General features: G+C 42.2%; 27 protein-coding genes. 6 read left to right on the top strand and 21 right to left on the bottom strand.

Annotation, left to right across the window (positions count from 1 at the left end; genetic code table 11):
• Positions 1 to 52: 52 nt before the first annotated feature.
• A complete protein-coding gene (wecB, locus tag AR337_RS17895; RefSeq protein ID WP_059173689.1) occupies positions 53 to 1228 on the bottom strand; it encodes a non-hydrolyzing UDP-N-acetylglucosamine 2-epimerase in 1176 nt (391 codons plus the stop codon).
• 350 nt (positions 1229 to 1578) lie between these two features.
• Between wecB and AR337_RS17890 the strand changes: the two genes are divergently transcribed.
• The 3 genes from AR337_RS17890 to AR337_RS17880 all read left to right on the top strand — a co-directional run bounded on the left by AR337_RS17890 (position 1579) and on the right by AR337_RS17880 (position 4753).
• Positions 1579 to 2418: a WecB/TagA/CpsF family glycosyltransferase gene (locus tag AR337_RS17890; RefSeq protein ID WP_059173404.1), complete on the top strand. Its 840-nt coding sequence runs from the start codon at positions 1579 to 1581 to the stop codon at positions 2416 to 2418.
• Complete coding sequence (locus AR337_RS17885) at positions 2415 to 3665, top strand: glycosyltransferase family 2 protein (protein WP_059173403.1); 1251 nt, start codon at positions 2415 to 2417, stop codon at positions 3663 to 3665. The genes AR337_RS17890 and AR337_RS17885 overlap by 4 nt, the downstream gene beginning before the upstream one ends.
• Before the next feature lie 446 nt (positions 3666 to 4111).
• Complete coding sequence (locus AR337_RS17880) at positions 4112 to 4753, top strand: hypothetical protein (protein WP_059173402.1); 642 nt, start codon at positions 4112 to 4114, stop codon at positions 4751 to 4753.
• Between the two features lie 101 nt (positions 4754 to 4854).
• On the opposite strand, the gene AR337_RS17875 is transcribed toward AR337_RS17880, so the two are convergent.
• From AR337_RS17875 to AR337_RS17860, 4 genes are all read right to left on the bottom strand, one after another.
• Positions 4855 to 5268, bottom strand: coding sequence for a VOC family protein (locus tag AR337_RS17875; protein WP_059173401.1), 414 nt, complete (start codon positions 5266 to 5268; stop codon positions 4855 to 4857).
• A 33-nt stretch (positions 5269 to 5301) separates the two neighbouring features.
• A complete protein-coding gene (locus tag AR337_RS17870) occupies positions 5302 to 5685 on the bottom strand; it encodes a VOC family protein (RefSeq protein WP_059173400.1) in 384 nt (127 codons plus the stop codon).
• 153 nt (positions 5686 to 5838) lie between these two features.
• Positions 5839 to 6645 (bottom strand): helix-turn-helix transcriptional regulator, encoded by an 807-nt coding sequence (locus AR337_RS17865; RefSeq protein ID WP_059173399.1) that lies wholly within the window; start codon positions 6643 to 6645, stop codon positions 5839 to 5841.
• 220 nt (positions 6646 to 6865) lie between these two features.
• Positions 6866 to 8311: a right-handed parallel beta-helix repeat-containing protein gene (locus AR337_RS17860; RefSeq protein ID WP_059173398.1), complete on the bottom strand. Its 1446-nt coding sequence runs from the start codon at positions 8309 to 8311 to the stop codon at positions 6866 to 6868.
• Positions 8312 to 8532: 221 nt separating this feature from the next.
• Between AR337_RS17860 and AR337_RS17855 the strand changes: the two genes are divergently transcribed.
• Positions 8533 to 9165, top strand: a complete 633-nt coding sequence (locus tag AR337_RS17855) for a LysE family translocator (protein WP_059173397.1) — start codon at positions 8533 to 8535, stop codon at positions 9163 to 9165.
• Positions 9166 to 9316: 151 nt separating this feature from the next.
• On the opposite strand, the gene AR337_RS17850 is transcribed toward AR337_RS17855, so the two are convergent.
• From AR337_RS17850 to AR337_RS17780, 15 genes are all read right to left on the bottom strand, one after another.
• Entirely contained in the window at positions 9317 to 10105 is a 789-nt protein-coding gene (locus tag AR337_RS17850; RefSeq protein WP_059173396.1) for a bifunctional 2-polyprenyl-6-hydroxyphenol methylase/3-demethylubiquinol 3-O-methyltransferase UbiG, read from the bottom strand.
• A 200-nt stretch (positions 10106 to 10305) separates the two neighbouring features.
• Positions 10306 to 11169, bottom strand: a complete 864-nt coding sequence (locus AR337_RS17845) for a phosphotransferase family protein (RefSeq protein ID WP_059173395.1) — start codon at positions 11167 to 11169, stop codon at positions 10306 to 10308.
• A gap of 276 nt (positions 11170 to 11445) precedes the next feature.
• The gene (locus AR337_RS17840) at positions 11446 to 12057 is read right to left on the bottom strand and encodes a DJ-1/PfpI family protein (RefSeq protein ID WP_059173394.1); all 612 of its coding nucleotides are present in this window, start codon (positions 12055 to 12057) and stop codon (positions 11446 to 11448) included.
• A 154-nt stretch (positions 12058 to 12211) separates the two neighbouring features.
• Complete coding sequence (locus AR337_RS17835) at positions 12212 to 12784, bottom strand: GNAT family N-acetyltransferase (RefSeq protein WP_059173393.1); 573 nt, start codon at positions 12782 to 12784, stop codon at positions 12212 to 12214.
• 104 nt (positions 12785 to 12888) lie between these two features.
• Positions 12889 to 14820 carry a serine hydrolase gene (locus AR337_RS17830; RefSeq protein WP_059173392.1) on the bottom strand — a complete coding sequence of 644 codons (1932 nt, stop codon included), beginning with the start codon at positions 14818 to 14820 and terminating at the stop codon, positions 12889 to 12891.
• Positions 14821 to 15038: 218 nt separating this feature from the next.
• Complete coding sequence (locus tag AR337_RS17825; RefSeq protein ID WP_059173391.1) at positions 15039 to 16025, bottom strand: NAD(P)-dependent alcohol dehydrogenase; 987 nt, start codon at positions 16023 to 16025, stop codon at positions 15039 to 15041.
• A gap of 74 nt (positions 16026 to 16099) precedes the next feature.
• A complete protein-coding gene (locus AR337_RS17820) occupies positions 16100 to 16630 on the bottom strand; it encodes a DUF2306 domain-containing protein (protein WP_216637394.1) in 531 nt (176 codons plus the stop codon).
• Positions 16631 to 17047: 417 nt separating this feature from the next.
• Positions 17048 to 17770: a hypothetical protein gene (locus AR337_RS17815; RefSeq protein ID WP_253701914.1), complete on the bottom strand. Its 723-nt coding sequence runs from the start codon at positions 17768 to 17770 to the stop codon at positions 17048 to 17050.
• A gap of 20 nt (positions 17771 to 17790) precedes the next feature.
• Positions 17791 to 18072, bottom strand: coding sequence for a hypothetical protein (locus AR337_RS17810; protein ID WP_216637393.1), 282 nt, complete (start codon positions 18070 to 18072; stop codon positions 17791 to 17793).
• 193 nt (positions 18073 to 18265) lie between these two features.
• On the bottom strand, positions 18266 to 20980 hold the full coding sequence (locus AR337_RS17805) for a LuxR C-terminal-related transcriptional regulator (RefSeq protein ID WP_059173390.1): 2715 nt from the start codon (positions 20978 to 20980) through the stop codon (positions 18266 to 18268).
• A gap of 221 nt (positions 20981 to 21201) precedes the next feature.
• Positions 21202 to 22065: an alpha/beta hydrolase gene (locus tag AR337_RS17800; RefSeq protein ID WP_059173389.1), complete on the bottom strand. Its 864-nt coding sequence runs from the start codon at positions 22063 to 22065 to the stop codon at positions 21202 to 21204.
• 86 nt (positions 22066 to 22151) lie between these two features.
• The gene (locus tag AR337_RS17795) at positions 22152 to 22586 is read right to left on the bottom strand and encodes a DoxX family protein (RefSeq protein ID WP_059173388.1); all 435 of its coding nucleotides are present in this window, start codon (positions 22584 to 22586) and stop codon (positions 22152 to 22154) included.
• 15 nt (positions 22587 to 22601) lie between these two features.
• Complete coding sequence (locus tag AR337_RS17790) at positions 22602 to 23063, bottom strand: DUF2269 family protein (protein WP_059173387.1); 462 nt, start codon at positions 23061 to 23063, stop codon at positions 22602 to 22604.
• Positions 23064 to 23085: 22 nt separating this feature from the next.
• A complete protein-coding gene (locus AR337_RS17785) occupies positions 23086 to 23676 on the bottom strand; it encodes a TetR/AcrR family transcriptional regulator (RefSeq protein WP_059173386.1) in 591 nt (196 codons plus the stop codon).
• Positions 23677 to 23753: 77 nt separating this feature from the next.
• The gene (locus AR337_RS17780) at positions 23754 to 24155 is read right to left on the bottom strand and encodes a hypothetical protein (RefSeq protein ID WP_059173385.1); all 402 of its coding nucleotides are present in this window, start codon (positions 24153 to 24155) and stop codon (positions 23754 to 23756) included.
• Positions 24156 to 24283: 128 nt separating this feature from the next.
• Between AR337_RS17780 and AR337_RS17775 the strand changes: the two genes are divergently transcribed.
• On the top strand, positions 24284 to 24892 hold the full coding sequence (locus AR337_RS17775; RefSeq protein WP_059173384.1) for a hypothetical protein: 609 nt from the start codon (positions 24284 to 24286) through the stop codon (positions 24890 to 24892).
• The gene (locus AR337_RS17770) at positions 24873 to 25499 is read left to right on the top strand and encodes a TetR/AcrR family transcriptional regulator (RefSeq protein WP_059173383.1); all 627 of its coding nucleotides are present in this window, start codon (positions 24873 to 24875) and stop codon (positions 25497 to 25499) included. The genes AR337_RS17775 and AR337_RS17770 overlap by 20 nt, the downstream gene beginning before the upstream one ends.
• Positions 25500 to 25765: 266 nt before the next feature.
• On the opposite strand, the gene AR337_RS23855 is transcribed toward AR337_RS17770, so the two are convergent.
• The coding region (locus AR337_RS23855; RefSeq protein WP_253701911.1) for a dihydrofolate reductase family protein at positions 25766 to 26039 on the bottom strand (274 nt) is incomplete at its 5' end.

Raw genomic sequence — 26039 nt, 5'->3', positions numbered from 1 at the left:
AGGATTCGCCCGCTCGCCAGCATGCGCCGGGAGCGGAAATCAACAGGCAAATTTACAAAGGCTGAGCTTGTGCATTTTTTACAAAAAAGTCTTCCGGCCGTTGGTCCCTTAGCTTGAAATAATAAAGAATCGCTTCGACGATCCGTGCAGAGGCGTGTCCATCTCCATACGGGTTCGAGGCTTTGGCCATTTGCTGATGGAGTTCTTCATCCGACAGCAATTCATTCGCGAGGCGGTAGATAGTGAGTTCGTCCGTTCCGGCGAGCTTTAATGTGCCTGCCTTCACTCCTTCAGGCCTCTCGGTCGTATCACGCAGCACGAGGACTGGCACTCCCAATGAAGGTGCCTCCTCCTGCACCCCGCCGGAATCAGTCAAGATGAGGTACGCCCGCGCCGCAAGATTATGAAAATCAATGACATCGAGCGGCTCGATTAAATGAATGCGGGGATTGTCCCCCAAGATCCTGTTCGCGATTTCCCGGACAACCGGATTCATATGGATAGGGTAGACGACCTGGATATCGTTATGCTCGGCAACCAGCCTGCTGATTGCACGGAACATGTTTTCCATCGGTTCGCCAAGATTTTCACGCCGGTGGGCGGTCATCAGGACAAGTTTGTCGGAACCCAGTTTTTCTAGGACCGGGTGGGTGTATGATTCTTTTACAGTCGTTTTCAATGCATCAATGGCTGTATTGCCGGTGACGAAGATGTAATCTGTATTCTTGTTTTCATCTGTCAGGTTTTTTCTTGACTGGAGGGTCGGCGAAAAGTGCAAATCCGCCATCATGCCGGTCAGCTGCCTGTTCATTTCCTCCGGGTACGGGGAATATTTGTCCCACGTCCTTAGGCCCGCTTCGACATGGCCAATCGGGATTTGATTGTAAAAAGCGGCGAGGCTTGCGACGAATGTTGTCGATGTATCGCCATGGACAAGCACCATATCCGGCTTTGTTTCCCGAAAAACGGAATCCAATCCTTCCAATGCGCGCACCGTGACGCCGGCCAGAGTTTGGCGTTCCTTCATTATATTAAGGTCATGGTTCGGGGTTATTTTGAAAATGTCCATTACCTGGTCGAGCATTTGGCGGTGTTGCGCCGTTACGGTCACGATTGATTCGATGTCCGCATTGCTTTCCAGTTCTTTTACCAGTGGCGCCATTTTAATCGCTTCCGGCCTTGTTCCGAAAACAGTCATAATCTTCAGCTTCTCTTTTGACAACTCCATCTCTCCACTCAATGAAATTTTCCCCAGTACGGTAGCCCGCATTCCGGTTTAGTTTCAACTGAACCCTTGCAATTCATACTTTCCACCCAGACATGTTGCCGGGAGGTGTATGAGCATTCTTTCCCATTACATTATTTTTTAAGTATAACAAAATTTACAACCTTGTAACAGAAAATTTACGGAAAATATTATGAAAACGCTTTATTTTACAGTAATTACCCTGAGTGGAAACAAATCCATTGTTTTTTATTTTGATATCGTAATATAATGTAATTTGTTATTCATCGTCCAATAGACCTAATTCGTTTGAATTTTCAAAACAAAAATAGATTGTAAAGGGGGTCGTTCGATTGACGTGGATTTTTTCATTAGAGATTTCCGACAAGGATTTTTCGGAGACAACTGAGTTTATTTCCAAAAGACTGGCGGCCCCCGGCACTGGTCCCTTCCATGTGATGACTGTGAATGCTGAAATTGCTGGCAAGGTCCTGCGAGATCCACAGTTGAAACACTTAGCAAATGAGGCGGACCTTTTAACACCAGACGGCGCAGGCATTCTGGTGGCAAGCAAACTTGCTGGTACGCCGCTTAAAGAGCGTGTGACAGGCTATGATTTGCTTTGGTCGCTATTAAAAGCGAATAAGGGCAAACCAATGCGGGTTTTCCTGCTTGGTTCCCGTGAACGAACCGTCCACTCCGCGGCAAGCAAGCTGGCAGCTGGCTTCCCGGAGTTTTCGTTTGCCTATCATCATGGCTATTTTTCCGAAGAGGAAGAGGACGGGATTGTACGGCGAATCAATGATTTCGCACCCGATCTCCTTTTCGTCGGCATGGGCTTTCCGAGCCAGGATGCGTTCATCCATGCCTATAAGCCCCGGCTGAATGCAAAAGTCGTGATGGGCGTCGGCGGAAGCTTTGACGTGATTTCCGGAAACGAAAAGCGGGCTCCGTTATTTTTTCAAAAAACGGGCCTGGAATGGGCTTACCGGATTCTAGTAAATCCTTTACGAATAAAAAAAACACTGCACCTTTTTTCATTTGGTTGGAAGGTGCTCACGGCAGCAATGCAAAAAAAGCGAACAGTGCCTGTCATTCCCTGGAAAATCTTGTTTCACAGGTGGGAAAGCGAACTGTTCAAGGCGAATGCCCGCAAAATACATGAAAAGACGGTTGAGAGGAGTTCACAATGACAACATCGGTATCTTACATCATTGATACTTTACAATATATCCTGTTATTTTTCTGGACGTACTGGCTTGTAATCAGCTTCTGGGGGTTCAAAAAGCCAAACAAGTTAAAGGAATTCGCGCCATCGAAACGGTTCCTTCTATTGGTTGCGGCCCATAATGAGGAAAGCGTGATTGGGCAGCTTGTGAAAAACCTGAAGTCGCTGGACTATCCGAAAGAGCTGTATGAAATTTGCGTCATCGCGGATAACTGTGATGACAATACCGCGAAGATTGCGCGCGAATTGGGCGCAAATGTGCTTGAGCACACTTATCTTCCTGGCGAGCCAAAAGGGAAGCCGTATGCGATTAAGTATGCGGTGGATGCGTATGGCGACCGCTTGGTAACGGATTTTGACGGAATTTCGTTTTTTGACGCGGATAACCTTGTTTCCCCGAACTTTTTGACTGAAATGAACAATCATTTGCATGCGGGCCACCGCTTGATTCAATGCTACCTGGATTCGAAAAACCCGAACGACAACTGGGTCAGCCTGTCATATGCGGCAAGTTATTTTTACATGAACAGGGCTTGGCAGCTGGCAAAGAGCCACATCGGTCTTGGGAATGCGGTCGGCGGGACTGGTTTCGTTGTCGAAACGAAGCTTTTTAATGAAGTCGGCTGGTCTGCACGTTCGTTGACGGAAGACCTTGAGTTTACAATGCAATGCCTGCTTCGCGGGGTAAAAGCGCATTGGTGCCACTTCGCTCGGGTATTTGATGAAAAGCCGCAAAGCTTTGTTGCTTCGTGTGTACAGCGTCTACGTTGGGCGCGCGGCCACTGGGATGTGTGCTTCAAGTATACGCCGAAGCTGCTTTGGAGAAGTGTGTCCCGGTTGGATATTAAGGCGTTTGACGGGGTACTGTACTTGCTGAACCCTGGTAAGATCGTGCTTAATACATTGACTGGTATTGTGATATATTTGTCCATCTTTATGGATGCAGGCTGGTTCAACCCAATTGTGCCGTGGTATATTTGGGTGACAATGCTCGGGTTCCAATTGTTCTATGTTGCGTTTACGATTTCGAAGGATTCACTGCAAAAGGTCAACTTTGTGTGGAGCTTTATCAGCATGTTCCTGTTTAACTTGAGCTATATTCCATTGTTTGTGTGGAGCTTGTTGACGTTTAAGAATAAGAGCTGGAACCCGACAAAGCACTCGCGCGGGATTGAGATTGATGATATGCAGGCACCACCAACTGGAATGTAATTATTAATGAGAAAACCCTACTTTAACGAGGTTTGTTGAAGTAGGGTTTTTTTGTGGTTTTTGGGGTCTTTGGCGGGGTGAAGCCCGGAAGTGGCCTTGCCGTTCAGCCTTGCTGGCAGTTGGGTAACCAAAAGGCCCGGTCGGATGCTAAGCTCCGAAGAGGAACCCTGGCTGCGTATCAGCGGGTGTGGTCTGTTTATCAGCGGATTTTACCTGTTTATCAGCGGTTGCGGCTCATTTATCAGCATTTGCGAGGACTTTATCAGCAAACGGAACTATTTTATCAGCGGTAATAAGCGGTTTATCAGCATTCACGAACAAAGCCATATATAGCAAAGCAACAATCTCCATTCAGTCTACCCTACTAATCCAGGGTTCAGGATAAGTAGAACTTATTTAGGAATAATAAAGAGGGTACTTTTTTTACACTGGAAGGAGAAGGTTTGATGAAGAAATTATTGTTGATGGTAACTATTTTGTTATTTCCTCTAAACATGGCGGTTGGACCAATCAGCACATACGCTGAACCGCAGGCACATACCATAAGCCAATCCCAAGTAGAGTTTGAAAATCAATTCAGGAGACTTTGGATTGATCATGTCTTGTGGACAAGCAATTATATTTCTAGCGCCACAACAAGAGGAGCAGTGGATCAACAGCAGGTACTGGCCAGGCTTCTGAAGAATCAGGAGGATATCGGCAATGCTATAAAGCCGATATACGGAACGGAAGCCGGGAACAAACTTACAACTTTGCTAAAGGAGCACATCATTATTGCCGGAAAGATTGTAGATGCGGCTAAAACTGGAAATCAAGCCTTGGTGAATCAGCTTAACAAAGTATGGTATAGAAATGCTGATCAAATTGCGGCATTCCTTAGCGGCGCCAACCCCTACTTGAAAAATCAAGACCTAAAAAATCTACTGTATAAGCATCTGCAATTCGTGACTAATGATTTATCGGCAAGCTTAGTAAAAGATTGGAACGCACGAATTGTTTCAATTGACGACGGGGTCTCACATATTATTCTAATGGCGGACACTATATCTGCAGGAGTTGTGAAGCAATTTCCGGATAAGTTTAAATAAATAAAAAAGAATCTCCAGCAGTCGTGGGGATTCTTTCATTTTTTAAGAAAAGCAATGAAGCAGGGGACGTATCCTCTGCCTCACTCCTCATTTTAACCTTCTTAACCATTAACGGCATTGTGATCCATGTACATGATCTCCCAATAATGTCCATCAGGATCCTGATAGCTCCTGTAGTACATGAAACCTTGGTCATGTGGCTCGCTTGCCTCTTTGCCTCCGGCTGCTATAGCCTTATCGACTATTTCGTTCACTTGTTCCCTGTTTTCAGCGGAAAGGGCGATAATCACTCCCGTCGTTTCGTTTGCATCAGGCAGCTCCCTTTTCGTAAACGATTGGAAGAAGGGATGGACAAGTAACATTGCAAAGATATTCTCGCCGATAATCATACAGGCTGCATTTTCATCGGTGAATTGAGGGTTGAATTCATAACCAATTTGCTTGTAAAACTCCATCGATTTGTTTAGGTCTTTCACTGGCAGGTTAACAAAAATTTGGTTTGATTGTGCTCCCACTGTTTATCCCTCCATTATTTTCAAAAATTGGGCTTACTTCGTTTTCTCCATTACAGCGAAATAATTGCTTTCATCATCTGCAAAGTTGAACACCCTGCCTGAAGGCATATTTACGATTTCCCCGACGGTAACGTTCTTCGATGATAAGCCCTCATATAAATTGTCTAGATTATCAGTAAAGAACATTAATGAAGGGGTGCCAAGATTCATTTCAGGCTCCATTTTAGCAATTAGTTCCTTGTTGTGGAGGACAATGGTTGTTTCTACATCATTAGCCGGGGCGATTTCAATCCACCTCATTCCCTGGCCGTTATTCTCGTCCGATTTTACGACAAATCCAGCCTTTTCCGTCCAGAATTTCACTGCCCCGTCCTGGTCATTTACATAAAGCATAATTTGCCCAACTATGTTAAACATTATTCCAACCTCCTTCATTACAGTGTTTATACTGTTTCGAGTTTGCTTCACTAGAGTAAAAAATCTACCTTCATTATTAGACTCCGGGTTTCGTCTACCTCTACCCACCTTTCAATTTAAAGTTGGAGCAATTATATACCCATATTAACACCGTCAGAATGTTCTTATTTCTTTTCGATTGCTGTCTTTTACACGTTGAAGGAAGTTGATCATTAATCTGGGAATCGAGATTAGTATTGGGGGATCGTCTAGTTGGGCTGCGCGGAGGTGAAAATCCTGGTGTGGGACTTGATCATTCCCGTTAACCAATATGGGACCTGTTGGCTTATACCTTAATGTCGTATGGGGAATCAGGAAGGACTGCGCGTCCATTCCCCATGGAACCGAGGTTGCGAACAAATAATAAAGTCCGGGTTTTACATTATGAAACTGAAATTCACCAAGCGAAAAAAGAAGTGTACCATAAAGCGGAAGTCCTTCAGGGATGGGCTTTGGAAATAAACCGACCAAAATTACTCCTTCAAACTCCTCATTTGTTGTGACAGTGCCTTTTACGGTTAAGGAGCTATCAACACGTTGTTGAAATTTCATTTTTCCATCCAGCCGCTCAAGGGTGTTCAGCAGGCTTTTCGCTTCCTTCTGGGTATTCCGGAAATTGGCGGGAGTCACGCCGACACTTTTCGTAAACCTGGTCGTAAAGGTCCCTAAACTTTGCTGTCCGATTTCCAAACTAATATCCCTGACGTTCATATTAGTGTTTAGCAATAACTCCTTTGCCCGCTGCAAACGCATCGAGGAAACAAAATATAGAGGCGGAAGGCCAGTTTCTTCTTTAAAAATCCTGCTAAAATGATAAGGGCTATAGGATACATGGCTGGCCAATTTGTCGAGTGTTATTTGATCATACAGATGCGTTTGGATATAGTTGATGGCCTCCTTAATTTCGATATACCTATTCATTGCTACCTCTCTTTTCAATCCGGCTTTAAATATATCCTATAGAGAAGTATTCGATATTTAGTTTAAACTATCCTCCTAGTGTTATCTGGAAAGAACAAAAAGAGGAATAAACCGCATGTAACACTTACTTACTGGAATTAAAATAACAATAGAAAAGTAGCTACCTTTTTACGGTAACTCCCTATATAGACTGGCTTATAAATGTAACCTGGTAAGAGGTTTATTTTGAAATGTACTTTACATGGTCACCTGTTCCTCCTGCTATAGGAAGAACATAGTTATTCGTGTTCTTGCCTATGACCAGGTTCATATTTGTGTTTGTGGTTATATTGATTCCACGAATAGATACGTAGCGATTTAATTTTGCATTTTTTTTGATAAGACTATTTCCAGCAATCGTACCGGCATTATTGCCAGAACGGAAGGCAATGGCGGAAGGCGCCTTATACAAGGAATCTTGGACATCCTCCACTCTGTTTTCAGTAATTGAAAACTGCTTATTATGAGTATAAAGGTGGATGCCATTTGCGTAGGAATTTACCAATGTATTATTTTTTATAACCAAATCCCTCGTATAGGAAGCCTGGATTGCACCAGAGTTACTATTTCCCTGCTTGCCAGCCTCTTTTAAATGGTTTCCTTCGATGGTGCAGCCGCTACTATAATCAGATGGTGTTCCAGCCACTACAATCCCATATCCCTTGCCGGTTCCTTCAATCCGATTGCCTTTCGCTGTACATTTCTGGGAACCAAACAGTTCCTTCTTGCCGTTTCCAGTCGCGTTTACAAATGCAATTCCAACCTTTGTATTTCGTATTGTATTATTGTTAAACGTAATATTTTCTCCGCCATGGGTGTCAAGGGCCTCCCACAACGGAATGTCCTCAATGATGCTGTTAGTAACCGAACTATTTGTGCTCCTGGGGTGTGCCTTTAAGTTACTCTCAGCACCCTTTCGCGAATAAAAGACTCCGTATGCATTGCCTTTGTTTCCTGGTGAGATTGATTTTATATGACTCTTGTTAATATGCATATTACGGACAGACAATCCGCCTACTCCAGCAAATCCAACATCACGGATAACCGTATTTGAAATACGTACATTATCTGCAAATTCAGCCTTAACACCATAAAAACCAACATCATGAATAAAGCAATCTTCTATAACAATATTTTGGACATAATTAGCTGCATTTACCCCCCGAATCGATATTCCGACTCCCTTCGCATCTGCTTTTTTATTGCCTGCACCCTGGAGCTCAATGCCATATAGCTTTACTCCATTGCCAATTTTCAAAAGCGTTTGATGTTTTTTATCGTTGTATAGTTTTGATCCATACCCAACTATCGTGGTATTGTCGGGTACGACTAAGCGGCTGATTTTAAATGAGCTGCCATAAGGCAAAACGATAACTTTTCCAGCTCCAAGCTTTAGAGCCTTTTGTAGTTGTTCTGTCATATCATTTTTAGCCGCACTTTTATCAGCCTGAACATATATTATTTCGGTTTTATTAAGATCCGGTATTTTCTTTACCAAAATATCATCTATTACATTCTTATTTTCCAAAGCCTGATCACTAGTCCCTGTTAATACAACGGGAACAATCAAGAAGAAAAGCATGAAAATGATACCCTTACTTGGAAAATGAACTTTTAGTTGCTGCATCTTCTTACTCCTTTTTAACGAACCCATATTAATCCTTCAATTAGAATATTATATATTGTTTTGGGTATTTGGAAGTGGATTTACTTGTTTAGGAATGCCCAGTCTGAAGTGAATACTATGGTGTGAAACGGTGGGTACGTCCCCTGTTTCAGGCTTCCACTCTATACGCGATTCCTATATAATACGGAGTAAGAATTTTATATTGGATCGGGGTTGATTTCATGGATAATTTTTTTATGTTTTTGATGCTGTGTGTGTTTTTGATTGTTTTGCCCGGTCCCGATATTGCCATTGTTACCAAAAACACCATTTCAGCCGGAAAAATCGGTGGCCTTAAAACAGCTTTCGGTACTTGTGTTGCCCTTCTTATCCATACTTCCGCTGCTATATTAGGAATTTCAGCAATCATTGTGAAATCGGCCTTGTTGTTTTCTGCCTTTAAATACGTTGGTGCGGTTTATCTAATTTATCTGGGTGTTAAAGCCTTATGGTCTTTAAGGAAAAAGGATGAAGCAGCTAGTGTTGAGATGGACACAAACAGCCGCTTTCAAAACTCATCTTGTTTCAAACAAGGGTTCCTTACTGATATCCTCAATCCAAAAGTGGCTGTCATGTTTCTGACCCTTTTGCCTCAATTCGTTCATGCTGGCAGCAATACCTTTGTCCCGTTTTTAATCATGGGCATCACATATACTGTCCTGACCGCCGTATGGTTTTTGCTTTACGTCTCCTTAATTAATCATATCAGTGCTTTTATGAAAAAACCTAAAACGCAAACTATTATTGAAGGAATCACAGGCACCATATTGATCGGCTTTGGTACAAAACTAGCTTTGGAGAAGGCTCATAATTAGAATCCTATTAAATAAGACCCTTTGATTTTTTAGAAATCAAGGGGTCTCTTTTTTGGGGTTACTATCTTAATTAACTAAACCTGGTTTACTAAGGAAGGAAATAAAAAGGGCGGTCATCCTGCTAGGAGTAATTCACCCATAGGTTTTAGCACTACACTATTTCTTTTCGTCCAATATACAAAAGATGCAGGCTTGTACCAATTAGATTTTCATCCCTGCTTAGATGATAACCAATTTCTAACCACTTCCTGTACTCACTTTCATCCAATAAATTCATTTCTTTTTCCTTACATCCTAAAATATTCTCAATCCCTGCAAATATTAACTCCTTCAAACCATGGCTTTTCATAAATTCTTTAGCTTCCCCAGGATTGATGAAATATGCAGTTGTAAAGCCTTCTCCATCCTTATTTTCTCCGGAGTGTAAGTAACCAAGCAACCCTTGAACGGATTCAATTGGATATAAGTGTGAAAGTGAATCTTGAATAGGAGCATAACTCGATATAAATGAGGCAATTATTATCCCGTTTGGCTTTAATAGTCTCAAAGCCCCTTCTACAGCCTTTCTCCTGTCGGCTTCCTTTGTCAAATGATAAAGTGGTCCCATCAGAAGAATGAGATCGAATGAATCCTGATATTCATCCAATTCTAATGCATTCCCATGTATATACCCTTCTAAAAATATGCCTTTTTCAAAGGATTTCCTTTTTGCAACTTCAATATTTTTACTTGATAAATCCAAAAGAGTTACTTTATGACCCTTTTCCGCCAAATACATTGCATATCTTCCTGGACCGCCGCCAATATCAAAAACGCTTAAATTATCCCCTTTAATAAAATCATCAAGGAACCGTTTGGTAATATCAAATTCAATTTTATGACGCTCTAACCTTTGCCACTCGTCGTAAGCAGTATCGTACCAAGCCTCGATTTCATTCATTTTTCCGCCCCTTTTCAAAAGGAAATTTTAAACAAATTATAATCCTTTAGGGGAGGTAATTTTGTGAAGAAATATGTCTCTTTTCTAACTTTTGTTTTTCATGCCTATCTGCTCAATGTAATTTCAATAAAAAAGGCCGTAAATCGGTGAGTGTATGTATCTTACTTTAATATGAGTAGTGTGCATAATTACCCTAGATTTTATAGTAAAAAATCCTTTAAAATCGCTACATTTTTCTCAAAAAACAAAGCATTCTTCTCAATTCCCCGGCGTTTGCACCACCCGATACTATTGAAGGAATCTGTAAACTGATAAAAAGGCAACACAGTTTCCAGATCAATTAATGGTCTGATACTGTTATAACCTTCTCGATAGGAATTATACAATGCAGTATCGAAACTTAAATAATCACGATACAGTTTGGTGAAATCAATTTCTGTTGAACCAAACCGCACACTCTCAAAATCTATGATTCCGGAAACTTTATCGCCATCAACAATGATATTTGCAGGACGGAAATCCATATGTACAAAACTCGGTCCATCTGGAGAGGGGAGCTGGTTTTTCATTTTCTCGAATTTTTTAATGGCTAGTTCGTATAGTCGCGGATCTAATACCAACTTTACATCTTCAGCAAAACTATAAAATTGGCGTTCAACAAAATTAGACCAGTTCGCAAATTCATTTTTTATGCCGGTTAATTCTTGCCCGGCAGGCGGCTGAATCGAATGCATCCCAGCTTGAAGGACCCCAACTTGATAAGCTACTGTGTGCGAAGTCTCAGGGGTCAACGGTTTTCCTTTTAATTCAGTTAATAAAAAAGCACCCGGACACTCCTCATCACCAGGCCAATACTCCAACAATTCAGGAATGGAGACCCTTCCCTTTAATATTTCATAAGCCTCTAACTCCCGCTGAAATTTCAACTTGGTATATGGAATTTTCACAAAAACATTTTCACCATTAGACAAAGTGCATTTATAGACATTAGAACTATGGGAATCCTCAACCTCGTTAATTGATTGTATTTGCAGCCCAAACTGTTGAATGACACGATTTAACATTAAACTCCCCCTATCTTTTTGAGTCCTTTTTTTACAGCAGAAGAACGCTTTATTTCCGTTTATTCGATAATCCATATTTTTCTTATCTTGTTAAATACCACACAAAAAGCGTTAATCCTTCTTAACCTTAATTATCATATAATAAAAAAACGTCCAAACCCATATGTACCAAGGGTTTAGACGTTTTTATCACCAAGTATATTAAAGCGTTAATATGAATTATACGAATCACTCTTTTTCCCATCAATCTCTTATTGAACCCCTTATATTTTCAACTTAATCTAATTCAATTGTATGAGCAGTTCGTTTTGCCGTCTCTTCGCCAAATAATTTGCTAACCACATGTAACGCCATTTGAATTCCTGCGGATATACCTGCTGAAGTAATAACATTTCCTTCGTCTACATACTTAACTCCTTTAATAACTTCTACTTCTGGGAAACTTCTTTCTAACAAATTTAAAGCTACCCGATTTGTAGTCGCTTTTTTTCCGTTAAGAATTCCAGCTTGGGCTAAGAAAAATGCTCCAGTACACACAGATGCTACTATTTTGTCTTTATAATTTTCAATCCAAGTTATTATTTCTTTATTACTCTCTACTAACTTTAATGCTTTTAATGGACCACCAGGAACAATAATGATGTCAAATGTTGGTGCATCAGAAAAACTATAATCAGGCTTTACTTTTAACCCGTTATGTACCGTTATTTGCTTTCCATCATGAGAAACTGTACTTACCATAAAAGGTTTATCCTCTAAATTGTTAGAGAAGAGTTTTTTTACATCATTATCATTATAAGTAGTTAAGTTAAAAACTTCATAAGGACCAGTAAAATCTAAAGCATCTACATAATCAAATAACAGGATACCTACATTATATTTGAGCATTTATTAACCCTCCTTAAAATTACTATACCCCCCTATAGTATAAAAAGCAATTATTAATTTTTCTTATGTGGGAACCCACGGGGCTCACCCCGTGGAGTAAGTCAGGATATCCCCCTCTTTACTACGGCTCTTACAAATCATTGATTCGATATAACTATCTTTTATTCAGGAGGAAAAACTCTTCGCTTATTATTGAATACATTTTTAAATCTTGATGTTTTCCTTTGACGTACAGCCCTTTTCTAATGACTCCTTCAAAGGACATCTTTGCCTTTTCCATTACGCGTGCCGAACCGATATTTTCTAAGTAACATCTTGCTTGAATACGAACTAAGTTCATATTGTTAAAGCCGAACTTTATTACTTCACTTGCGGCTTCTGTGGCGATTCCCTTTCCCCAATAATCCTGAGATAGAGCATATCCGATTTCTGCAACTTTATGTTGTGCATCCCATGTGACAAATTCAATGGTACCAATCAATTTTCTGTTTTCTTTATATTCGATACCCCAATGAACCAAATTCTTATTTTCCCATTGATTTATTACCCGTTCAATTTTCTCCTTTGTTTCTGCTAAAGAACTGTGAGCATTCCAAGAAGCATACTTTGGTACTTCCTCATCAGAACAGTATGAATACATATCTTCTACATCATCTAAAGTTATCTTTCTAAGTTTTAGCCTTGCGGTTTCTAAGCTCGGAAAATCACTAAATATTTTATCAATCATCAAAAACTATCCTCCGGTTCGACTTTGCAAGCACTTATATTATCCGTATGAATAACTCCGTACACGCATACTGTAAAGGTCCTTCACAATCAAATTAAACAAGTCTATCTATAAAACTGCCAAACAATCAACAGGAAGATGAGAATAAGGAACATGGCCACTGATAATATATAGTAGAATTTTTGTGATTTAGTTAACTCCGTTTTTTGTCCTTTTACCAGCATAAAGACAATCGATACGACACCTAGAGCAGTTAATCCATAATTTATCATAATATGTCCTACAATTTCCGAATAACCCCGTAAACTAACCATAAGCATTCTAGCTACCAATACGAAATTGTTTATGACGATTGCTGTCCCTGTTAAAATTAAAATGCTATTCCACCTTTGCAGAGGTGATGCAGGATGTTTCTTTTTTCTCCGCTGGATTTCCTGGAAAAGCAAAACAAAAGGCGAAATGATTAAATACACCACACAAAGAATCGCTAAAATTAAATGAATAATCAGAAATGGCGTTGATTTCCCTGTAGATACCGGCAAATAATCTGAAGTAGAGGCGGAAATTTGCGTTACTTTCCCATTTTTCACATGAAAGTATATGGGCCCAATAGTAGAAAATAACGTATGACCTTTTATTTTTTTATATACATAAGGACTTGTTTGAATATAATTGGCGCTTGATCCTAACGCGTCCAGTTGGATTTCATGATCACTAACAGCGGTAATTTTTAATGAAAGCAATTCATAATAGAAGTTTAGAAAACCATGATACGTTCTTTGGGCAGGCGTATACGTTCCTTCAAGTTCTGAGGCATCTGGCATGTTTTCATTTGAAACCGCAACTGAGACAGGCTCCTCCCCAACCAATTCATTCGTTAAGCCGTAGCGAATATCCACTTCTCCTGTTTGATTTGTCAGTATAATCACAGCAAAGTTTTCTTCTGGAACAATATGGAAGTTGCTAGAGAAAGCCTCTGTATTCCCTCTGTGTGTAAGGCCCCTCTTTTGGCCCGCGTATTCCCAAAATCCGTGGGCATTACCGGGAATGTTTTTATTAGCACTGTAGCTTTGTGTTAAGAATTCATCCAAAGTCTCTTTTTTTTGAAAAAGTGGGGATGAATCCCCTTCCTTCAGCATTAACGCTGAGGCAAATTTAGCTAAATCTTCCGCAGTGCCATTTATTGCACCACTGGGATACATTGAGATATATAACGGATTGGATTCATTAAATTGTGATGGCCCCCTCGGTTTGTACCCTGTAGCCTTGTTCTCTAAGAGCTTCATATTGTCACTAAGCTTCGGATGTATTGAGGCATTTCGGCTACCTATTTTTGAAAAAATATGTTCCGAAGCATATTGATAGAAGTCCTGTCCGGTGAGACGCTCAACTATATATGCTGCAAGAGAGGCACCAAAGTTAGAATACGCTACAACATCACCAGGTTTATACACCTGTACCGGTTCGGCCAGCTTTAATCCTTCTTCTAAGGGCTTGACCTTATCCGGTGATGAATAGCCTAACTCAAAGATATAATCCTCGAATCCAGCAGTATGATGCATCAAGTCTAACATTGTAATAGGAGAATCATATTTCAGCTTTGTCAAAAATCCCTCTGGCAAATAGTTGCGAATATCTTCATTTAAATCGATTTTCCCTTGCTCCACCAGCTGCATAACAGATGTCCAGACAAACAGTTTACTGATTGACCCCCATTCAAACACAGTTTTCTGGGGATCAACAGGGATATTTTTTTCAATATCAGCATCCCCATAACCCTTAGACAAAACAATTTGATTATCTTTTAAAATGACAATTGCGGCCCCTATTGTTGTTTTTCCAATATAGTCTTTCATATAATTGTCAACAAAACCTTCCAGGCCAGAGATCGGAATTCCTGAAGGGGTCGTATTTTCCGATTTAGAGATTGGTGCCTTCGCAGCCCATGAAGTTACGGGCCATGAAAAAAAAATAGAAACCAATACTATCAAACTCAAAACAATTGAAACAATCTTTTTTCTCACAAGTCTACGCATGCTAATAATCCCCCTAAATCTACTATCTAGATTTCTCCTACCAATGAACCAGCCAGACAAAGTTATTCACAAATTTCAGCCATCTTAATTTAGAAAAAATGCTATTTTTACTCCCTTCTTCAAGGGAATATGTGAAAATATATTTTTCCATTAATGACCACCCAACAAACAGGATGCATTATCATAGAATACTTTTTGCAAATTATTTGTTATGTGTATTAAGATTGTTGTTTTGTCCCAAATTTTATGACTACATTTCCCCTCTTATGTCCCTTCTCAACATATCTATGAGCTTCAACTATCTCCTCAAACTGAAAGTATCTATCAATGACCACTTTTAACTGACCAGTTTCTACAAGTTCTTTTAGGTATTCCAGTGCTTCTGGAGTTTCAGGTGAATTTTGACCAAAAATGAATTTCTTGCTGCTTGTCAATTTAGTCCAAAGCATTCGAACATTTGGTAATACTACAGCAATATTTATATAGGTTCCATCCTTTTTTAGCGATCTCATACAAGCTGAAAACGAACTCTTACCTACTGTGTCAAAGATAACATCGTAACTCTCACCTTTATTTGAAAAGTCTTCCTTCGTGTAATCAATTACTTTGTCGGCTCCAATAGATTTTACCAATGCCGTATTCGTGGTACTGCAAACCCCTGTAACTTTTGCTCCGAGATGTTTGGCAATCTGTACAGCATAACTTCCTACACTTCCTGAAGCACCATAGATAAGAACTTTTTGACCACTCTCAATGTTCGCTTTTCTAAGATGAAATAATGCTGCACGTGCCCCAATTGGGATAGCAGCGGCTTCCTCATAAGATATATTAGAAGGTATAAGAGTTACTGGCCCTTCTTCAGGTAGACACTTATACTCGGCATAAGCACCAAAACCCACTAGGGATGCTGCAAAAACAAGATCACCTTTTTTAAACAGTTTGACAGCTTTTCCTACTGATTCGACTACACCTGCTAATTCCATCCCCAAAATTTCTTTTTTCGGTTTTCTAAAACCTAATGCGATTCGAGCAGGTAGCCAAAATCCTGGTGGAACTACAAAAGCACGTGTTCGAATATCTGCTACTGAAACTGTTGTCGCCTTTACCTTAACCAGTATTTCATTTTCTTTAGGAACAGGTTTTTCAACTTCTTTTAGTTGAAGAACCTCGGGGGGACCATACTTTGTGTACACAATCGCCTTCATTATTGTTCCTCCAATTCGTGATTTTCCATTAGTTTCATGCGAATGAATTGAATAAATTGAAAACAACTCACTCTTTAGTAGCTTCCTTCAGTTTTTTTACTGATAGGAAGAATCGGTTGATGTCGTGCGAGCTCGTGGGCTGACCTCTTGCGGATTGCCCATTCGGCAACGATGAGGTTAATTACCCATCCTGCACCCATCAGTAGGGCTTCGCTGAGCTCACTTGGCGGGCCAGCAATTATTTCCCCAGCCAATAGTGTCAACACCTGTGTACCCGCACCAAGCCCGATCGCATAGCCACGTATCATCCATGCGCCGTGCTGAACCACCTGCCCTCGCCGGATTGCGGCAAAGCCGAGAAGGATAGACACGACCATGGCCGACCCAAACATGAGCCGGAAAATATAAAGCAGCAGCTCACCAGTACCGTCCACACGGGGATAGAACAGGGTCATCCACAGTCCTGAAATCCCAACCATTAGTCCGCATAAAACCAAGAGCAAACCAGTAGCGCGATGCCAACCAGGCCTACGTCGCCTGAAACCAGTTGCGAATTGGAATGCACCCAATATCGCATACACGATGGAGCACAAGATATGCAGCACTACCGGTAAAGTCACCGCAAAGAACCGTTCGTTGGTCAGCGTTATTTCAGCTCCACTAGCCAGCACTGATAGGCGGAATACTCCAGCAGCGAGCGGAGGTGCACTCAGAAAGAGGAGTGCAGCGACGAGCCACTTTGCCGAAACTTCTTTTGCAGGTGCTTTTATTTTCTGAGATGTAGGTTTCCCTAGCTCTTTGCGCTCAGGCACATTGGGGGCTTGATCTTTATCGTAGACACTCACTATTAAATTCAACTCCTTGAAAGAATTTGCGTGGTGCTTTGTTTAAGAGAACGGGTTACATTGTTTATTGATAGAGTGCTATCTAGAAGCAATGAGCGGCGGTATAGCCACTTGTTCAATTCTTCCACTTTCCAACGAACTTAATTTAACTTCTGTTTGGCGTGACTGGATGGAAGCCTAGATTTTCTTTCGCTTTTCAAACAAGAGCGCATATCCTAGAAAAATTAGAGCCAGTCCCATCGGTACCGCCAATATCCGATCAAGCGGGTGTCCGAGTAACGATGCTGTCAATGGCGCTAAGGCCCCGAAGGCAAGCACGCCAGCCGCCCATCGAGGCAGGATGCCGGCGCGGAGCGTAGCAATACTAAACAGTAGGCCGCCAAGAATATACAGTAAAGCTCCTAACCGCCCAAATGCTGGGAGGAATCCAAGGTTAACCTCGCTTTCGTACCCACTGAAAATCCCCAAGAAGCCCTCCACAAACTTTGGTGCGTCTGCTGCCACCAATGGTAAGATAAAGGCTTCAGCGAATGTAAAGACTGTCGTGGCTATCCAAAAAAGACTAAAAAGGAATAAGCCAATTAAACCAATCCAACCTGCTTCGCTCACTTGTCTTGCGTAGATTCCCAGCGTACCGATAAGAGCCAATAGGGCCATGGCGATGGTCAAGTAGGATGCCATTGCCCCAGCCCCCGTAATCACTGACGAAAGATTGTCAGGTGGATGGATCAGCTGAATGCCAATATAAAGGATACCTGCCACCATAGCTGCTAAGCCTGACCAGCGGATAAGATTCGCCGATGTTACCTTCATTTTGTTCTCCAACCTGGCCTCGAAGCCCTGGTTGGTGTAATTGTGCTTGTTCCCTTCAATGATTGATGTCCTGGGATCTGTTTTCATCAGTTTCTCTCCTTTTTTTATCAATTTGTTTTGCCTGCATTGCCATCTGACCCGATCGCCTGATTGGAATCCATTTGATTGATTGAAATTAATGACAGGCCAAGATCACGCAATTTCCTCAACAAGCCATGTAATTCGGATTGATCGGCCAACGGTCCAGAGAGAACGGTTGTTCCATCGGTTTTGTGGGTAAAGCTCATGCTTTCAAACTTGTGAGACCACCGGGAATCGAGGTGTCCCTTGAGGCGAATTTCGTACATTCCAGGCTCTCGATATTGCAATAATTCGCGTGTTTCACTCATTTCAATCCTCCTTCATTTCATTTCTGTGGATGTATCCCATTACTTTCTTAACCAAAAGATACATGTTGATGTGGTGAGAAAGCATCACTACATGTGGTGATTTATGTGGTGATTTTTCACCAGGAGGCTGTTAGAAAAGAAAAAAGCCCTATCACGTGGTTCGTGATAGGGCCAGGGGCGATAATTGAGCTTACTAGAATAAATTGAGTTCCTCAGCGCGGCGGACTGCTGCCCGCCGGTTGTTCACCTCAAGCTTGCTATATATGTTCTTAGTGTGGGTTCGTAAAGTATTGAGAGACACTATGAGTTCACGGGCAATGTCTGGACCACTCAGGTCGGTTCTGAGCAGCCTAAGTACTTCACGTTCACGTTCACTCAGCGGTTCATTCATAACCTGTTCGGCATGCGTTTTACTCTCATCCACGCCAAGCGTTGTTAGGAGGCTACGGACATAGTTCAGAGCGATCCCATGTTTCGCCGCAGCTTCCAGCAATGCGGCCATCGGTTTACCTTCATCCAAAAAGATGCGGACGTAGCCCTCTGGCTCGGCAAGAGTTAGTACCCGTTCAAGTGGTAAAAGCGCTGCAGGAAGATTGCCTTGATAATGCAGCGTAAGTGCCTGCAAAATAAGGATTTCAATGGCGCTCCCCATCCTCCCTCCCTCTTCCGCTGCATGGAGGAGGCGTTCCAGGAATCCTAAGGCCTCAAATATGGAAGGGTCTTGCCTGTCGCTCTTATATCTGGCCAGGAGCATTCTAGCCAAAGTAATGTGCTCGAATTCACGCAGGTAGTAAAGCTCATCCTCTACGGTCAGGCCCTGTTCCCGCGCCCAGTCGAGGGCTTTATCCAATCTACCCTGCGCCACCCACACCCGTGCTTTCAACGCTGCTACAGGACGCACATTTGGGAAAAAATCACTCATATACAGGTTCTCTGCCTTATGAAGCAGATCGAGCGCATCGTCCAGATCTCCTTGAGCTTCCCGTATTCGTGCCATTGCGACGCACCAGCGAAACCCGTTTTGCTGGAATCCAGTCTGCTCGCCCTGCTCCTTACTTTTAAGTAGATACTGCGTAGCTTCATGTAAATCGTTATGCTCATAGTAGAGCTCACTCATTCCCACGTACATGTCTGCCATTCCCCGAAGTACGGGATTACCCTGTTTCATAGCGAGTTGCAAGCCCCGCTCATAGATACTCATCGCCTGAAGGAGCCGACCTTGTGCAACCCGTATATCAGCCAGAGCGATTGTGCCCCCGATAACGTCAGAGATGTTCCCGCTCTGCTGTACTCTTACCATCCCACCAGCAAACATCCGGTACGCTGTTTCGAGATCCCCGTTCGTCCAAGAGGTGAGTCCCAGGATCGCAGTTGCCGCACCACGGCGAAGTTGGTCATCCTCCGGTACTAGGTCGAGCACCTGTTGGGCGTATTTTATAGCGCCGGTTACATCACCCAACACCTGAGCAAGTCCTGCACGCAGCACGGCAATTGTACCTGGCAGACCACGAAATTCCTCTTCGTCCATAAAGACCACCTCTGCCAATGGGGCTTCCCTTCCCTCAAGGATGTCCGTTGTCGTTTCCAACCAGAGTTCTGCAGATTGCAGTCGGCCCTCAACGGCCTCTAACTCACCGCAAGCCAGTAACGCCCACGCATATGCAACACTGAGTACAGGCCTGAAGCGGAACAGATCTTCGGGTAATGCCTTCATCCAGCTTCGCAACGTTCCAATCTGTTTACTCCTGCGCATTTCTGGCCATGCTAGCTCAACTAGGTCCGCCGCCCGAGCGAAATCCTCAGCGGCCAGTGCGTGGCGGATTGCATCGGCTACCGAGCCATGTTGCTCATACCACGAACTTGCGCGCCGATGCAGCGTAGCTACTATACCAGGCTGCTCCTCTCTCAAATGTGCAATGAGAACTTCGGCAAAGAGATGATGATAGCGATACCAGTGACGACTGTCATCCAGAGGAACGACAAAAAAATTACCTCTTAGCAGAGTCTCCAACATTGTGTTACCTTCTTTTTGCCCAGTAACGGCATCGCACAAAGGACCATTTAACCGGTTGAGAATGGAGGTCTGTAGTAAAAAACTCCGAACATGATTAGGCTGCCGTTGTAGAACCTCTTCGACTAGATAGTCCAATATATACCGATTGTCTCCAGCGAATGCCCGTATGAATGCTGGTATGTCCTTGCGCCCCTGCATCGAGAGTGCTGCCAACTGAAGACCAGTAATCCAGCCTTCTGTACGGGTTTCCAGCGCAGTAATTTCTTCGGTTGAAAGTTTTAGGTCCATCAACTGATTGAGGAACGTGGCCGCTTCATTGGGAGTAAAGCGTAAATCGGTTGCACGCAACTCGGTCAAGTGACCCCGGGCACGTAACCGGCCTAGGTGAAACTGCGGATCTTCACGGGTAGTGATGACCAGGTGCATCTGTGGCGGGAGATGCTCAAGTAGGAAGTTTAGGCAATCATCTATTCGTTTGGAATCAATAACATGATAGTCGTCAAGAACAAGCACAAATTTGTACGGGATGGTTGTGATTTCATTAAGCAGTGCCGTCAGAATCGATTCCGTTGACGGTTGCTGCGTCGAGTTGAGGGAACTAACTACGCCCTTTCCAATATTCTCCGCAATCGTCTGCAATGCAGCGACAATGTGAGTTAAGAAGCGCGTAGAGTCTTCATCCCCTTCGTCAAGCGACAGCCATGCAACAGTTCGCTCACAACCGGTGATCCATTGACTGACCAGCGTAGTCTTGCCAAAGCCAGCTGAGGCAGAGATGAGGGTCAGCTTGCGGTCCAGACCCTCATTCAATCGCTCGATTAGGCGCGGTCTGAGGATAACATTAGTCCGTGGCATAGGGAAATACAGTTTAGTGGATAAAATTGGAATATTCATAGATTAATAATAACACGAAAATCGGCTTCCGCAACATATTGCAAAATAATTGATTGACCGATCCTATGACTCCACAAAAAGCCTTATGTATGGCATATAACACCATTCGGCCATTGACTGTTTAGTTTCGTTTGAATACGTATATTGTTAGAATAAGTAATGTATTCTTCGACGATTTGTAGTACATATTAATTCGTTATATAGGATTCTTTTCAATCTTGTTAAACCATTAAGTTCTCCTTAAAGAATGGTAGTAACTGCTTCCAATATTGTGGATCTGTTTCTGAGTTTCGATGACCTTGACTTTCCACATAAATATGCGGAACATCTACATGTCTCACAATATAATCTAATTCAGAAGAAGGAATATAGTCATCCTTACTCGAGTGAATCAGAAGAACAGCTGATTTTGTACTTTTGAGAGCTTGAGGTACATCAAACTCCTTTATCTCCTTTCTTGTTATTCCCGCTCTAAAAAACATTATTTTAGCTATTATTGGTCCTAATGGGTAATAGGGCAGCTTATAGCTCTTTAATGCTGCCTTCATGATCGTACTGAATTGGACAGGAATAGAATCAGCCACCACTGCTTTTATTCCAATGTCATCTTTTATTGCTAATACACTACCAAAACCACCAAACGAATGAGCTAAAATGCCAATCAGATTAGGATCAATTTCATTTCTTGATTTAGCATAATGGACCGCAGCGATGACGTCATCCCGGAAAATTTTCACTGTAGGGGCCTTAACATTATCGCTTTCTCCATGACTTCTTACATCAAATAGCAATAAGGCGTATCCCTGTTCGTAAAGAGGCTTTACATATCGCTTCATTTTTGCCCGGTTAGACCCCCACCCATGAACCAAAATAATTAGAGGGCTTTTTTGTTCACTCGATTTTGCTGGGATAAACCACCCCGTTACTTGATCCTTACCACTTTTAAAACTTACATTCTCATAAGGGAAATCTGGTGTGATATCCACCGGATATTTTTTAGGAGTTTGGCTTTTTGTAGTGAGTTTCCAAACAATTGCAACTAACGAAACTATAAAAATGAAACCAGCCAAAAATAATATAAGCATGTAATTCCCTCCTTAGTTACTTCAGTATTTTGAAAAAACAAACCAAATAGTCTTTTTTTAACGGGTTTCCGAATGAAACCGTAAGTTCAACCTGCCAAAAGGACGGCTGTAAGAAAAACAATTTGAAGTATAGTTCGGGGGATCAGTTTAGGTACAGGCCGCCCTCCGATCGTTAATTTTTCTCTGGCCGCCCGTATATTTGCTGGAAACATTACTAGCAGCAACACCGCCAATCCTAAAGACGCTACCTTGGAGGTAGGCTGAAACATTATACCGATAGCTCCTGCAATTTCAAATAGTCCCGTAGCTGTAACTATCCAATCCGGTCTAGGAAACGCCGGCGGAACCATACTAATTAAATCATTGCGCCTTGGCCCCCAATGAGCGGATGCGGTAAGCAGCAACATCAAGGCTACTGCTCCTTGAAGCGAGGTATGCCAGCCTTCGAAATAGGGTACTCCAATCAAGCCAATGGCCTTGAACATAAGAAAAGCGGCGACAAGCACATAAAATGGTACCACCTCAATCTCTCCCTTTTAGAAACCTTTTGTTACCATAAGGTATAATATGACGAGCGGCAACAGCGTAGCGGCGATGCCGAAGACGGTCCACGTGCGAGAAGCATCCTGATAGTCCTTGGAGATTGTGCCGCTTTCGATGCATTCCGCACTGTATCGTATCATTTTAAGCTGCATCGGTATAAGAATAACGGCCCAGATGATCCCGGTTATAGCGAATAATATGAGCGACAACATAAGCCAATTAAATCCCGCCATTGGCATTCCCGCCCGTGTAGCCATTAAAATGCCCGAGACGATGATGAGGGCAAGACCCGGAATCGTAAATATATAATCGGCCAGCAGGACGTTTTTGACTGCACTATGAATTACAACCGAATCTTTGGTCAAATCCGCCCTTATCTTCCAAAAGGCTGCTGTAATGATATTTCCAACGAATAATAACACTCCAATCAGATGCAACGTTAACCACAAGCTCATACTATCATCCCTTCTGCTCCCTTTACCGGGATTTTAAAATATCGATAATAAACGACGAGAATTCTTGGGCCCTAAAAACAGAAGTAACGGATGGAATCGTGGATTGGACACGCAAACCGATTGTTAGAAGAACGAACATTTCTGCTGTTTTGCCTGCATCGACCAAATCTGAAATAACACCATGACTTTGACCGGTCTCGATCCACTGTCTGGATAAGAATACAGCTCGTTCATAATACTGCTTGAGTGCTTCCGCAATAACCGGCTGGTCCTCCTTTCCAAGTAAATACATCAGCGCTTTGTTCGTCACGTCCGCATTTGCATAAGCCGAAATACTTTCAAATATTTTTTGATATGGCTCATCAAATGATCGGCGTCCTTGCTCCACTTCGTTCATAAAATGTTGGTTCGTCTCTTCCAAGCGCTCCTGCAATACCCACACAAAAAGTTCGTCTTTGCTCTTCACATAGTGGAAAATAGCCCCCTTTGACAAACCCGATCTGTTCATGATGTCCTTCATAGTAATTGAATTGCATCCTTTTTCCCGTATCAGCTCTTTAGTCGTTTCAAGCAGAAGCCTAGTTGTTTGCAGTCTTCGTTCATCTTGTTTCAATATCAACCCTCCGGAGTAGTAAAATCAGTTTTATTTTGAATACATTCACCTTAACATACCGACCATCGGTTTGTAAATTATGCGTATTGATTCTTAGTTGTTGAACAATTCTCTTCGGATACATCAAATAGTAATGTCAATTCGGAAATATAAACTAATTCAAATTTGTTTATCAAGCCTTTTGTGGAATCACTCGCTATATCCAAATTCTTACTTAACCACCAAAAAAATATTCTTTTCCTTGATACAATACCGGAAGTTTTTTTCATCATTTTTACCACATTCACCACTTTTAAACCCATTATATTTGCAATACACTTAACTGCCTGTGAATAATCTTTGAAAGTTCTTTTATCCCTATTCTTTTTCAAATATTGTATACAGACACTTCTCCCTGACCGGGGAAAAGCAATGCTTGTCATGAATGGAAGGTGTCCTGAACCATCAGGGCACTTTTCTAAAATCAGGACCCCTTTCAATAGTAAAACCTCTTTTGTCGGTATTTGCCGAACAGAATATGGTGACAGGGAATTAACCTCAGCGTAAAATTTAATTAACTCCAGTTAATTAATTTACTTGGGTAAAAATATGTTGAGGAGGTACTTCCTTGATCCGTAAACTTGAAGGCGTAACTATTAAGATGTGGCTTATGTTTTTAATTAGTTCACAAGCCATTTTCCTGGTCATGCAGACGCATTCCATCCCTAGGATTGTTAAGGAAGCTGGCGGCTTAATGATATTTGATGTTAAGCCGTTGGGCTATAGTTTTACGTATGCGGTTAAATTTCTATCCCGGCTGTCTGAGGAAGGGTATAACGTGTATACGCATGTGCAATTACCGCTGGATTTTTTCTTTCCGTTGCTAAACTGCCTGGCCGGATTGTGTTTGTTCGGTTTGCTTATCCGCTTTTCCCATAAGTTGACCGGGAATTCAGCTCCAACCATCCATTCCTCTTTTTCAAAAATTGTATTGTCCCTCCCTTTGATTGCCATGATCTGTGATTACCTGGAAAACATCTTGATATTTGTAATGCTTACCTATCAATCGGCGGTTCCCAGAGGTATTGTATATGCGGGAAGTGCCTTTACGATTACGAAGAGCATGGCTACTTCACTTTTTTATACTCTGACCATCATAATTTTCATCATAAGCTGTGTGTCCTGGATAAGAAAACGAAGAAAGAAGGAATCTATTCGTGGAACATTTCGGGGTTAGGGAAAAAAAGGCTGCACTTTTGAAAGTTTCGATACTTGAAGAAATGCTAAGGCTTCTGGAATATAAAAATCTAAATGATATTACCGTTGATGAATTGTGTACGAACGTCAATACGACCAAAGTGACGTTTTTTAACTACTTCCATTACAAGGAACAAGTGCTGGACTATTTTGTACGAAAATGGCTTTATGACAGAAGCTTTGAAATCCACTGCAAACGTTATTCGGGAGAGGAAGGTTTGTATCACGTTTTTCAATCGATTTGCGAAGATTTTGTACCTGGCAAAAAAATCATGGTTTCCCTCATCCATTATTATAGTAAGCTCACCGAGAAACCTGCCGCTATTGAGCTTTCATCTTATGAATATTACTTATTTAATGCAAAAGCATTCGAGCAAAAGGTCAAGCCCCTGAACTTACAAGAGGTATTTACCTACTATCTTTCGGAGATACCGTCCATCCACTCCTCCAGATACACTGACGTTGTCGTTCAATTACTTGCTTTAATGTATGGTGTCCCAATTCAAACTCATATTATGGAGCTGAATGATATGTATCCTTTCTATCAGAGAGGCCTCTATAGCATTTTACGTGGAAATTGCACGTAGGTCTCAAGGTACACAGAACCTTAATCCGGATTCCGATCGAGTAAGAAAAAGTGGGTTTAATCCTTATTGGATAAGCCCACTGAAAATTATTCCCTCATTTTTATATCTCTATTAAATAACTTGTCTTTTCCTCTTTGTCTTGGCGGGATACAACATAAAAGCGTTAAATCTTGTATCAACGCAATGAGCATAGACGAAGCAGCCGACAAATGTTTGCCGGCTTCGTCTCGAGCTCGTACGTATTCGTCTGGCAGTCAGCCAAGCAGTCAACGAACGGGCGTATAGCGGAGCAGCACGACGCCGGAGTCGAAGGATTTGGTCCCGCTCAGCTTCAGATTCAGTCGATCACGAACTCCCCCCAATAATCGGGGGCCACGTCCGGCAACGATTGGCTGTACCAGGAAGTGATACTCATCGACCAAGCCTAGTTGTGCCAGGGTGGAACCGAGGCCGGGACCGCCGTTAACGACTAGGTTCTTCCCTTCTGCCTTAAGCTGTGGCACCTCCTCGGAAACAGGCCCCTTCAACAAGAAAGAGTTC

Origin of the sequence: Bacillus sp. FJAT-27445 (genome assembly GCF_001510665.1) — a bacterium.
In the GTDB taxonomy this organism is placed as follows: Bacteria; Bacillota; Bacilli; order Bacillales; family Cytobacillaceae; genus Bacillus_D.
This window is presented reverse-complemented; position numbering and strand designations above follow the sequence as displayed.